The organism is Curtobacterium sp. UCD-KPL2560, assembly GCF_001705035.1.
GTDB lineage: Bacteria > Actinomycetota > Actinomycetes > Actinomycetales > Microbacteriaceae > Curtobacterium.
Genome location: NZ_MCIG01000007.1, coordinates 1 through 12,285, shown reverse-complemented (window position 1 = coordinate 12,285; position 12,285 = coordinate 1). Strand labels below are relative to the sequence as shown.

Here is a 12,285-nt window from a genome sequence, read left to right as displayed (position 1 = left end):
TCGTCGGACGACAGCGGACCTGTCGCACCATGCGACGTCAGTGCGAGAGCGCCGGGACCGTCCTCGGCCGCACGACGACCCACAGCACCAGGATCGCGACCGCCGCGGTGCACGCCATCACGGCGGCCATCGGGGTCGCCGCGGTGATGCCGAGCCACCCGACGATCGGCGAGACCAGCCCGGCGACGCCGAAGTTCAGGGCGCCGAGGAGCGACGCGGCGGTCCCGGCCTCCTTGCCGTGCGCCGCGAGGCCGATCACCTGCACGAGCGGGAACGAGAACCCGCACGCGGCGATGAAGAACCACAGCGGGACGAGCACGCCGACCAGGCCCGCGCCGAGCTGGTCGAGCACGACGATGGCGGTGGCGGACAGGAACAGCGTCGCGGTCGAGCACGCCAGGATCCACTGGGGCCCGACGCGCTGCGCCAAGCGCGAGGAGACCTGCACCCCGACGACCACGCCGACGGAGTTCACGGCGAACAGCAGGCCGTACTGCTGGGCGTTGAGCCCGTAGACGGTCTGGAACAGGAACGGCGACGAGCTGAGGTACGAGAACAGCCCGCTGAAGACCATCGCCCCGATGAGGGCGACCCCGACGAAGATCCGGTCGGACAGCAGCGCCCGGTACCGCTGGCCGATGGTCGAGTGCCCGGACTCGTGGCGGCGTGCCGGCGGGAGCGTCTCGACGATGAGCAGCACCGAGGCGATCACGACCGCGGCGCCGTAGCAGGCGAGGAAGACGAAGACCCCGCGCCAGCTGACGAACTGCAGCATCTGCGAGCCGATGAGCGGGGCGAGGATCGGCGCGAGGCCGTTCACCATCGCGAGGCGCGAGAGCATCCGGACGAGGGGCTTGCCGCCGAACAGGTCGCGGACCGTGGCCATCGCGACGACACCGCCGGCCGAGGCGCCCATGCCCTGCAGCACGCGGAACAGTGCGAGCACCTCGACGTTCGGCGCGCACGCGGCCCCGATCGAGGCGCCGACGTGCACGGTCGTCGCGATGATGAGCGGCAGGCGGCGCCCGACCTTGTCGCTCCAGGGCCCGACGAGCAGCTGCCCGAACGCGAACCCGAGCGTCGTGGCGGTCAGGGTGAGCTGCACCGCCCCCTCGGAGATCCCGAACTCGCGCTCGAGCGACGGGAACGCCGGCAGGTACAGGTCGATGGTGAACGGGCCGAGCGCGGTGAGCGCCCCGAGCACGAAGACGTAGACGAGGCGCTGCCGCCGGGTGAGCGAGTCACCGGGGTGCAGCACGACGCGGAGCGAACCGGTGGTGGCGGGCGCGGTCACGGGAGGGCGGTCCTTCGACAGGAGAGAGACTGGTGAGGAGGCCGGCGTCATCGGACCGGGCCGAGGCACGAACGGATCGGTGCGCGGACCGGGTCGGATCGAATCGATTCGGCCGTGGAACCATCCTACGGGCTGCGTGCGCGCTCACGGAACACCTGTCGGCGACCGGAGCGGCCGGACCGCGTTCCGTGACCCGTCCGTGACCGGTCCCGCGGCCCCCGGTGCGGTAGCGTCGGACTGCCCGGCCCGCGCGGCCGACGCACACCGACGAGAGGGGGACGACGGTGGTCGATGCCCGTGTCCTGCACACCACGGCGGCGCTGCGTGCGGCGATCCTCCGCCTCGCCGCCGACCGACCCGTCTCGACCATCACGGTCGCCGACGTCACCCGCGCCGCCGGCATCAACCGCGCGACGTTCTACTCGCACGCGGTGTCGCCCGGGTCGCTGCTCGCCGACGTCCTGACCCCCGAGCTCGACCGCATCCGCGAGGACGACGTCGCGGCCCGCCGTGCCGCGACCGACCGGGGCGCCGGTCCCGACGAGCTCGCGGCGATCACCCGACGGGGCATCGACGCGGTCGTCGAGCACGTCGTCTCGCACCGGGACATCTACGCCAAGGGCCTGCCCGACTCGGCCGACGCCTCGCTGCACCGGCTGCTCGTCGAGCACTTCACGGTGTCGAGCGTGCAGCACATCCAGGAGCTCCCGACCGCCGACCGACCCGCCCTGCTCGACGACGTCGCCGCGGGCTTCGTGGCCCAGGGGTTCGTCGGCGCGATCGAGGTCTGGCTCGGCGGCCCCCGACGGTCCCGCCGCTCGCTGGTCGACACGATCACGCGGTCGTTCCCGGCCTGGTGGCACTGACCGGACGCCGCAGCCGGGCCGTCCGGACCCGTCCCCCACCCGGGAACGCCCGGGCCCTTCAGTCGCCCGACGCGGGCCGTTGCCCCCGCTGCAGCGTCCGCACGACGTCGGTCGCGGTGCGTGCCACGACGTCCGGGTCCTCGTCGGCCGGCACCCGGTGGTCGGCGGACACCCCGTCGCCGCCGGTCCCGCTCGCGGGCAGCGCCTGCCCGAGGGAGACCACGACGACACCGGCGTCGTGCGCGGCCTGCACCACCCCGGTCAGCGCGGACGCGTCGACCGGCTCGACCAGGAGCGCCTTCGCTCCCCCGCGCACGAGCTCCGTCACGGCCCGCTGCTGCGCGCCGGGGCCGTCGTCGGCGGGCGCGACCCGGACGTCCGGTCGGAACCCGGCGTCGGACAGGCGCCGGTCCAGGTCGGTGCCGAGTGCCTCCCGACCGGCGGGCAGCACGACGCCGACGACGGCGTGCTGGTCGAAACCGCCGTCCGAGCTCGTCAGGTCGCTGCTCCGGACGGGCGTCGGTGCGGCGGTCGTCGGTCCCTGGCATCCGGCGAGCGCGAGCACCGTGCACGCCGCGACCGCCACCACCGCGGCCCGCGCCGCGACGGACACGCGCCACGGACGCCGGGGTCGGGTCAGGCTGACGCTGCGCACGGTGGTCCTCCGCTCGGTCCGTCTGCCACGCTACCCGCCGGCCCCGGCCGGCACCCTGCTCCCCCCGGACGGCGTCGACGGGACCGCAGGCACGGGTCCGAGCCGCCGGACCGCCACCGTCGCGACGAGGGCGATGGCGGTCATCGCGACGAAGACGAGCGGGAACGACCACGCCCCTTCGGCCCCGCCGGCGCCCACGAAGAGCAGACCGGTGACCGCGAGACCGACCACGCTGCCGGAGGCGTCGGCGATCGTCAGGGCCGAGCTCGCGAACCCGTCGTCACCCTCGCCGGAGAACCGCAGCGTCAGCATCGAGGCCCGCGGGTAGATGGCGCCCATGCCCGCTCCCCCGATGAACCAGCCGACGACGAGCACCCACCACGGCAGGTCGAGGGTCGCCACGGCGAGCGCGGTGAGCAGGCTGACGAGCACGAGCACGAGCCCGCCGCCGAAGGTCCGTGCCGCGGTGAGCCGCGCTTCGCCGAGCCGCCCGTGCAGCCAGCTCGCACCGGCCCAGCTCAGCGCCGCGACCGTCAGCGCGAGCCCGGCGGCGGAGGCGGACAGGTCGTGCCGGGCCTGCAGGAGGAACGGCACGTACGCCTCGCTGCCGAAGAACGCGGCCGCCACGAGCCCGCGGACGAGCACCACCGACGACAGGCCCGGCGCCGCGCGGAAGGTGCCGACCGGGAGCAGCGGGCGGAGCGCTGCCCAGGTGCCGACGAGCCCGACGATGACCGCGACGATCCGCGCCCACGAGGCGAGGTCGGCGGCGACGTTGAGGAGCAGGATCGCGGCCGCGGCGCCGACGGACCAGCCGATCCGGACGCGCTGCCACGGCGGCCGCACCCCCTCGGCGGGCGGACCGAGTCGTCGGAGGGTCGGCACGAGCAGTGCGAAGGACACCACGGCGATCGCGAGGGCACCGGCGAAGACCCAGTGCCAGTCCCACACGTCGGTGACGATCCCGGCGAGCGCCGGTCCGACGAGCGCGGGCACGACCCACGCGGCCGCGAACCCCGCGAACACCGGACCGTGCAGCTCGGCGGGGAAGATCCGGGCGACGAGGACGTACAGCACGACGTCGATCGCGCCAGCACCGAACCCCTCGACCAGGCGTCCGACCAGGAACACGACCATGGTCGGGGCGAGCATCACGATCGCCGTGCCGATCGCGAACAGCGCAGCCGACACCCACGCCACGACCCGGCCACCCGCGCGGTCGGCCCAGTTGCCCGCGAGCACCATGCCCGGCACCCCGGCGGCGAGCGGGGCCGCGAACGCGAGCGCGTACAGCGTCTCCCCGTCGAGGTCGCGGCTGATCTCGGGCATCACCGTGGTCATCGCGAGGTTCTGGAACGCGGCGACCCCGACGATCGCGACCATGCCGACGGTCGCGAGCGCGTAGCGCCCGCTCAGGATGCCGGTCCGCCCCGCCGCTTCGTCGCCCACCCGCGTCACGCTACCGGCGGCCACCGACCGGCGCGAGCGGCGGCCGCGGTGCACGCGAGCGACGACCGGACGGGAGGCCCGTGGCGGCGCCGCCACGGGCCTCCCGTCCGCCCGTCCCCACCTGCGGGACGCGCGCCGCGTCGACGGGGCGGGTGCGCGTGCGGTGCGTCAGCGCGACAGCGCCTGCAGGACGTCGGCGACCAGGTCGCCGGCGTCCTCGATGCCCACCGACAGGCGGACGACGTTCTCCGGGACCGCGAGCTCCGTGCCCTTCACCGACGCGTGCGTCATCTCGCTCGGGTACCCGATGAGCGACTCGACGCCGCCGAGGGACTCCGCGAGCGTGAACACCTCGGTCGACTCGACGAACCGCTTCGCGGCCTCCGGTCCCCCGTCGAGCGCGACCGAGAGCATGCCGCCGAAACCGCGCATCTGCTTCGCGGCGACGTCGTGGCCCGGGTGGTCGGGCAGACCCGGGTAGAAGACGCGCTCCACGCCGGGGGCGGAGACCAGCGCCTCGGCGACGGCCTGTGCGTTCGACGAGTGCCGCTCCATCCGGACCGGCAGGGTCTTGATGCCGCGGGTGGTGAGGAACGCGTCGAACGGCGACGCGATCGCGCCCGCGCCGAACTGCAGGAAGCCGACCTGCGACGCGAGTTCCTCGTCGCGGAGCACCACGGCACCGCCGACGACGTCGGAGTGGCCGCCGAGGTACTTCGTCGTCGAGTACGACACCGCGTCCGCGCCGAGGGCGAGCGGCTGCTGCAGGTACGGCGAGGCGAAGGTGTTGTCCACCACGACGAGCGCGCCGGCCGCGTGCCCGATCTCGGACAGCAGGGCGATGTCGGCGATCTTCATGAGCGGGTTGGTCGGGGTCTCGACCCAGAGGACGGTCTTCGCCGGGGCACCCTCGAGCGCGACGCGGACCCGGTCGACGTCGCCGGTGTCGACCACCACGAGCTCGACGCCCCACGGCACGTGCAGCCGGTTCACCAGGCGGTGCGTCCCGCCGTACACGTCGTTGCCCATCACGACCCGGGCGCCGGGCTCCAGGTAGGCGCGGAGCAGGGCGTCCTCGGCGGCGAGTCCGGACGCGAACGAGTACGCCGCGACACCGCCGTCGAGGTCGGCGAGCAGCGTCTGCAGGGCGTCGCGGGTGGGGTTGCCGCCGCGGGAGTACTCGTAGCCGTTGCGCATGTTCCCCACGCCGTCCTGCACGTAGGTGCTCGTGACGTGGATCGGCGGGATCACGGCGCCCGTGGTGGGGTCGGGCGTCTGGCCGGCGTGGACGGCGCGGGTGCTGAACTCGGTCATGCGTGCTGGTTCCTCGGGGTCGTGCGTGCTGGTCTGGCGGCGGGCTGGTCGCGGGTCGCGCCCGGGCGCTGCCCGGTGGTCGCGCCCGGTTCCCGGTCGCGGGTCGTGGTCGCGGGTCACTCGGACAGGGAGGTCAGGAGGTCGTGGCGGGTGAGCACCGTGACGGGCTTGCCGTCGTCGACCACGAGCAGGGCGTCGACGGTCTCGAGCGCCCGCCGCGCGGCCGCGAGCGACTCGCCGACGCCGATCAGCGGGAGCGGGTCGCCGACGAAGCCGCTCACCGCGTCCGTCATCGCCGCCGCGCCCGTGAAGACCTGCTCGAGCAGGTCCTTCTCGGCGACCGCCCCGACCACCTCGCCGATCACGACCGGCGGCTCGGCCGCGAGCACCGGCATCTGCGAGACGCCGTACGTGGACATGATCTCGACGACGTCGCGGACCGTGTCGGACGGGTGCGCGTGCACGAGGTCCGGCAACCGGCCGTCCTTGCCCGCGACGACGGAGCCGACCGTGCGGGCGTCGTCGGTCTCGGCGAAGCCGTACGAGCGCATCCAGCGGTCGTTGAAGATCTTGCCGAGGTAGCCGCGGCCACCGTCCGGCAGCAGCACGACCACGACGTCGTCCTCGGTCAGGTCACGGGCGGCGCGGAGGGCGGCGACGACGGCCATGCCGCTCGAACCGCCGACCAACAGGCCCTCCTCGCGCGCCAGGCGGCGGGTCATCGCGAACGACTCGGCGTCGGTGACGGCGATGATCTCGTCCGGGATCCCGGCGTCGTAGGCGGCCGGCCAGAAGTCCTCGCCGACGCCCTCGACCAGGTACGGACGGCCGGTGCCGCCGGAGTAGACGGAGCCCTCCGGGTCGGCTCCGACGATCCGCACGCGCCCCTCGGACGCCTCCTTGAGGAACCGCCCGGTGCCCGAGATCGTCCCGCCTGTGCCGACGCCCGCGACGAAGTGCGTGATCCGCCCCTCGGTGTCGCGCCAGATCTCCGGCCCGGTGGTCTCGTAGTGGCTGCGCGGCCCGTTCGGGTTGGCGTACTGGTTCGGCTTGTACGCACCCGGGATCTCGCGCACCAGGCGGTCGGACACCGAGTAGTAGGACTCCGGGTGGTCGGGCGCGACCGCGGTCGGCGTGACGACGATCTCGGCGCCGTAGGCCGTGAGGACGTTGCGCTTGTCCTCGCCGACCTTGTCCGGCAGCACGAACACGCATCGGTACCCGCGCTGCTGGGCGACGAGGGCCAGGCCGACGCCCGTGTTGCCCGACGTCGGCTCGACGATCGTGCCGCCCGGGCGGAGCTCGCCCGAGGCCTCGGCCGCGTCGAGGATCCGCGTGGCGATGCGGTCCTTCGACGAGCCGCCCGGGTTGAGGTACTCGACCTTGACCAGGACGGTGGCGCGGAGGCCCTCGGTGACGCGGTTCAGCCGGACGAGCGGGGTGTCGCCGACCAGGTCGACGACGGAGTCTGCGTAGCGCACGCGGCGAGTCTAGGTGGCGGCGGTGCGGCACGGCTGGGACGTTGCGCCCCGCGTCGTCCGGGCGGCGCCGGGAGGCGCCGGGAGGCGCTCCGCGTCGTCCGCGCGGCTTCCGGGTGGGACCGTGGGCGCGCGAGACGGACCGTGGGAGCGCGGGCCGGACCGTGGGAGCGCGGGCCGGACCGTGCGAGCGCGGGCCGGACCGTCCCACCGGCCGTGGAGGCGCGGCGCGGTCCCGGCAGGTGACGCCGGTCCCGGAGGCGCGGCGCGGTCCCGGCAGGTGACGCCGGTCCCGGAGGCGCGTGCGCTGGGTCCGGACGGACGGTGCGGAGCCGCGCCGCGCCTCCCGACCGGGACGGCCCCCGCGCGGGCGTCAGCCGCGACGGTCGGCCGTCACCGGCGCGGCCTGCTGGCGGTACAGGGCCGCGTACGTGCCGTCGCGGCCGAGGAGTTCGTCGTGCGACCCCTGCTCCACGATCTGCCCGTGGTCGAGCACGAAGATGACGTCGGCGTCGCGGACGGTCGACAGCCGGTGTGCGATCGAGATGGTGGTCCGTCCGGCCGCCGCCGTGTCGAGGGCCGTCTGCACCACGTACTCGGAGATGGAGTCGAGCGCACTGGTGGCCTCGTCGAGCACGAGCACCGGCGGGTCCTTGAGCAGCACGCGCGCGATCGCGATCCGCTGCTTCTCGCCGCCGGACAGTCGGTAGCCCCGCTCCCCGACGACGGTGTCGTACCCGTCCGGGAACGACACGATCGTCTCGTGGATGTTCGCCGCCCGTGCCGCGCGTTCGAGCTCGGCGTCGGTGGCGTCCGGCTTCGCGTACCGCAGGTTGTCGCCGATCGTCGCGTGGAACAGGTAGGTCTCCTGGCTCACGATGCCGACGTGCCGCATCAGGTCCTCGTGCTGCAGCGCGCGGACGTCGGTGCCGGCGAACCGGACCGTGCCCGACGACGCCTCGTACAGCCGCGGGACGAGGTACGAGATGGTGGTCTTGCCCGCCCCGGAGGGTCCGACGAAGGCCGCGAACTGCCCGGGCTGCAACTCGAACGAGACCCCGCGGAGCGTGGGCTTGTCGGGCTCGCCGTCCGGGTAGGCGAACGTGACGTCGTCGAACGCGACGTGCCCGACCCGCGTGGTGTCGACCTGCTGCGCGTCCGGGGCGTCCGTGATCGCGGGCTTCAGGTCGAGGTACTCGAAGATCCGGGCGAACAGCGCACCCGAGGTCTGCAGGTCGAGTACGACCCGGAGGAGCCCGACCGTCGGGAACAGGAGCCGCGACTGCACGGTGGTGAAGGCGACGATCGTGCCCGCGGTGATCGGGACGTCGCCGATGATGAGCCACGCGGCCACGAGGTAGATGATCGCGGGGATGATCGACAGGAAGATCGACACGATGGCGAAGAACCACTGCCCGGACATCTGCTGCCGGACCTGCAGCCGGATCTGGTTGCGGTTCTCGTCCTCGTAGCGCTGCGTCTCGCTGCGCTGCTGGTTGAAGCTCTTGGCGAGCAGGATGCCGGAGACGCTCAGGGCTTCCTGCGTGATCGCCGTCATGTCGGACAGCGACTCCTGGGTCTGCGCCGCGATCCGCGCCCGCACCTGGCCGACCCGCCGCTGCGCGAACACGAGCAGCGGGAGCAGGACGACGGCGACGACGGTCATCTGCCAGCTCAGCAGCAGCATCGCGACCACGGCCGCGATCACCGTCACGGTGTTGCCGAGCACCGACGAGATCGTGTTGTTCAGCACGCTCGCGACGCCGCCGACGTCGTTCTGCAGCCGCGACTGGATGACGCCCGTCTTCGTGCGGGTGAAGAACGCGAGCTCCATGCGCTGCAGGTGCCCGAACAGGCGCATCCGCATCGACCCCATCACCTGGTTGCCGACCGTCGCGGTCAGGTAGGTCTGCCAGATGCCGATGCCGGCGCTCGCGATCCAGAGGAAGACCATCGCGCCGACGAGCTCGAGCAGCACCGGGACGTCGGGGCGGCCGCCCGGCGGGAACAGTCCGCGGTCGAAGGCCTGCTGGGTCAGCAGCGGCGGCACGACCGACACCGCGGCGCCGACGAGCACGAGCGCCACCGTGAGGACGATCGCGCGACGGTGCGGCGCGAACAGCCCGGCGATCCGGCGCAGCAGGTGCGGGATCCGGGGAGCCTCGGCGTTCGCGGCCTTCTGCGCGGCGGTGTCGCCGCTCGAGATCCGGCCGACCCCGCGCGGACCGCCGCCCCCGCGTGCTCCGTGCCCCATGCTCATGGGGCAAACCTATCCCCGCCCTGCGACACCGACCGTCCCCGGCGTATTTGACCCTGTTCAGGGGCCGTGCCACCATCGTGCGTCCCCGTCCCACCGCCCCGTCCGAGGTCCCATGACGTCCGCGCCGCCCCGTCCCCCGTCGCTCCGCGAGCAGCTCGCACGCCGCAAGCCCGTCGAGCGCCTGCAGGCCGAGGCGTCCACCGGGGTCGACGGCCGCCCGCTGCGTCGGTCGCTCGGGGTCTGGCACCTGACGATGATCAGCGTCGGCGCGACGCTCGGCACGGGCATCCTCGTGGTCCTCGGCACCGCGGTCCCGCTGGCCGGGCCGGCGGTCTGGATCTCCTTCGTGGTCGCCGGCGTCGCCGCGCTCCTGTCCGCGCTGTCGTACGCCGAGATGGCCGGGGCCGTGCCGACGTCAGGGTCGAGCTACTCGTACACCTACGCGACCATGGGCGAGGGCATCGCCTGGGTCTGCGGCTGGTGCCTCGTCCTGGAGTACGCGGTCTCCGTCGCCGCGGTCGCCGTCGGTGCGAGCGAGTACGTCGACGAGACCCTGCGCGTGTTCGGGCTGCACCTGCCCACCGCGCTCGCGGCCCCGCCCGGGGACGGCGGCGTCGTGAACCTGCCCGCCGCGGTGCTCGTGCTCCTCGCGACCGTCGTCCTGCTGCCCGGCGCGCGGGAGAGCGCGTGGGTGAACACGCTCATGGTCGCGGTGAAGATCGCCCTGCTCGTGTTCTTCGTCGTCGTGGCGTTCACGGCGTTCCAGGCGCAGAACTTCACGCCGCTGGCACCGATGGGCGCCGCGGGCGTCACCGCGGCGGCATCGCGCCTGTTCTTCTCGTACATCGGCTTCGACGCCGCGTCCACCGCCGGCGAGGAGGCGAAGGACCCCCGCCGCGACCTCCCCCGCGCCATCATCGGGTCGATCGCCCTCATCACCGCGCTCTACATCCTCGTGGCGATCGCGGCGATCGGCGCCCGCTCCTGGACGTCGTTCTCGTCCGACGAGGCCTCGCTCGTCCGCATCGTCGTCGAGGTCACCGGGCAGCCCGTCGTCGCGCTCGTCTTCTCGATCGGTGCCGTCATCGCCATCGCGAGCGTCGTGCTCACCGTCCTGTACGGGCAGACCCGCATCCTGCTCACGATGGCGCGCGACGGCCTCGTGCCGAAACTCTTCGGCCGCGTCTCCGCACGGACCGGGACACCCGTCGCGGGCACGCTCGTCGTCGGCATCGTCGTCACCGTCGTGGCCGCACTCGTGCCCCTGGGCGAGCTCGCCGACGCGACGAGCATCGGCACCCTCGTGGCGTTCGCCCTCGTGAACGTCTCGGTCATCGTGCTGCGCCGCTCCCGCCCCGACCTCGAGCGCTCCTACCGCGTCCCGCTGTTCCCCGTGGTCCCGGTGCTCGGCACCCTGTGCTGCGTGCTGCTCGCGGTGTTCCTCGGCGCCGGGACGTGGATCGCGTTCGGCGTGTGGATGGTCGTCGGCGCCGTGCTCTACCTGGCCTACGGCCGCCGCCACAGCACCCTGCACTGACCCGCGGGCGCCCTCGCCTTCGCGACCTCCTTCCTCGCGCGCCGCCCCCGCGCGCCGCCCCCGGTCCGTTCCCCACCACCCGGACGGATCGCGAAAGCGACAGTTCGCCGCCGATCATCCGGACGAGACTGTCGCTTTGACGGGAGGCTCGGGGCGGCCCCGGCGCGAACTGTCGCTTTCCCGAGGGACTCACCGGACATCCGGCGGCTCAGCGACCGCGTCGGATCAACGACACGGGACGCCGTGCTGGCGCAGGTGTGCGCGCAGCAGCTCCGGCTTCACGAGATGACCCCAGTGGACACGGACGAAGCCGTTGACCTCGGGTCGGGCGCGGATGCGGTCCTCGCGGAGCTTCTCGACCCAGACCGCCCCAGCACTGCTCCGGCCCGCGAGCATCGCCGGGTCCTCGTACTTCTGCCGTCCGTCGAACTCCACGACGATCCCTTCCCTCGGCAGCCAGAAGTCGACCCGGTCGACCGTCCCGTCCGCGTGACGGAACTCGCGCTGCGGCTCTATCGGCGGGCACCGCAACTCCGCTGCGCGCGCGGCGAAGTACGACTCACCGACCGACTCGTGCCGCGCGTCGCAGTGGTCGAGGGCCTGTGCAACCCGGGTACTCCCCCACGGACCGGACGCGAGCGCGAGCCGACCGAGCAGCTCGACGTCCACACCGTCGCGCAGTGCGTGGTCCAGGACGACGACCGCCGTCGAGAGCGATCCCCGTCGTGCGATCTCGACGGTGGTCTGGGCGAGGTCCGTGAAACCGACACCGTGGAAGTGCCGTCCCGACGGGCGCGGGACCCCGGCGTGCAGGGTGAGCCCGACGCGCTGCAGGTCGTGCTCGATCCCCGGGACCATGGCGTGCACGCGGTCCGGCCATGCGTCGAGCCGTGGCACGCCGAGCACGGCCGCCGCGGAGTCGAGCGCCCAGACGGCGGCAGGACGGAGCAGCGGGGATGCCGCACGCATCCGGACGAGGTGGCGGCTCCGCCCGTCGAGCCCCTCCCACGCGTCGCGCCCGACGTAGACACCGTGTCGGACCCGCACGAGGTCGCCCGACCGACAACGGCGCTGGAGGTCCCGCGCCGCAGCTCGGTCGACGGGGTCGGTCCGGAACAGGTCGACGGCGTTCGCGGGATGCATGCCCGCACTCTGTCGCCGGAGGTGCCCACACGGACGACCGCGAGCCGATCTGTGGACAACCGCCGCGCCTCCCGGCCGCGCACCGTGCTCGCGAAAGCGACAGTTCTCACCGCCCGGCGCACGTTTCCCATCGGAAAGCGACAGTTCCGCCCGAACCGTCGGCGGTGAACTGTCGCTTTCGCGAGCACGGTGCGCGGCCGGGAGGCGCGGCGGTTGTCCACAGATCGGCTCGCGGTCGTCCGTGTGGGCACCTCCGGCGACAGAGTGCGGGCATGCATCCCGCGAACGC

General features: G+C 73.4%; 9 protein-coding genes. 2 read left to right on the top strand and 7 right to left on the bottom strand.

Features of this window, described 5'->3' with window-relative positions; all coding sequences use genetic code 11:
* Nucleotides 1-37: 37 nt before the first annotated feature.
* Entirely contained in the window at nt 38-1,294 is a 1,257-nt protein-coding gene (locus tag BEP24_RS03430; protein WP_253181550.1) for a multidrug effflux MFS transporter, read from the bottom strand.
* A gap of 284 nt (nt 1,295-1,578) precedes the next feature.
* Between BEP24_RS03430 and BEP24_RS03425 the strand changes: the two genes are divergently transcribed.
* Nucleotides 1,579-2,160, top strand: coding sequence for a TetR/AcrR family transcriptional regulator (locus BEP24_RS03425; protein ID WP_065960297.1), 582 nt, complete (start codon nt 1,579-1,581; stop codon nt 2,158-2,160).
* Nucleotides 2,161-2,218: 58 nt separating this feature from the next.
* Here BEP24_RS03425 and BEP24_RS03420 read toward each other — a convergent pair whose 3' ends face one another.
* The 5 genes from BEP24_RS03420 to BEP24_RS03400 all read right to left on the bottom strand — a co-directional run bounded on the left by BEP24_RS03420 (nt 2,219) and on the right by BEP24_RS03400 (nt 9,310).
* Complete coding sequence (locus BEP24_RS03420) at nt 2,219-2,815, bottom strand: substrate-binding domain-containing protein (protein WP_083230037.1); 597 nt, start codon at nt 2,813-2,815, stop codon at nt 2,219-2,221.
* A 30-nt stretch (nt 2,816-2,845) separates the two neighbouring features.
* Nucleotides 2,846-4,264: an MFS transporter gene (locus BEP24_RS03415; RefSeq protein ID WP_065960293.1), complete on the bottom strand. Its 1,419-nt coding sequence runs from the start codon at nt 4,262-4,264 to the stop codon at nt 2,846-2,848.
* Between the two features lie 168 nt (nt 4,265-4,432).
* Nucleotides 4,433-5,578 (bottom strand): cystathionine gamma-synthase, encoded by a 1,146-nt coding sequence (locus tag BEP24_RS03410; RefSeq protein ID WP_065960291.1) that lies wholly within the window; start codon nt 5,576-5,578, stop codon nt 4,433-4,435.
* 116 nt (nt 5,579-5,694) lie between these two features.
* Nucleotides 5,695-7,059 carry a cystathionine beta-synthase gene (locus tag BEP24_RS03405; protein WP_065960289.1) on the bottom strand — a complete coding sequence of 455 codons (1,365 nt, stop codon included), beginning with the start codon at nt 7,057-7,059 and terminating at the stop codon, nt 5,695-5,697.
* Nucleotides 7,060-7,429: 370 nt separating this feature from the next.
* Entirely contained in the window at nt 7,430-9,310 is a 1,881-nt protein-coding gene (locus BEP24_RS03400) for an ABC transporter ATP-binding protein (protein WP_083230048.1), read from the bottom strand.
* 118 nt (nt 9,311-9,428) lie between these two features.
* On the opposite strand from BEP24_RS03400, the gene BEP24_RS03395 reads away from it, so the two are divergent.
* Nucleotides 9,429-10,853 carry an amino acid permease gene (locus BEP24_RS03395; RefSeq protein ID WP_065960284.1) on the top strand — a complete coding sequence of 475 codons (1,425 nt, stop codon included), beginning with the start codon at nt 9,429-9,431 and terminating at the stop codon, nt 10,851-10,853.
* Nucleotides 10,854-11,078: 225 nt separating this feature from the next.
* Here the strand turns inward: BEP24_RS03395 and BEP24_RS03390 are convergent, their stop codons facing one another.
* A complete protein-coding gene (locus tag BEP24_RS03390; RefSeq protein ID WP_065960283.1) occupies nt 11,079-11,996 on the bottom strand; it encodes a type IV toxin-antitoxin system AbiEi family antitoxin domain-containing protein in 918 nt (305 codons plus the stop codon).
* Nucleotides 11,997-12,285: the final 289 nt, after the last annotated feature.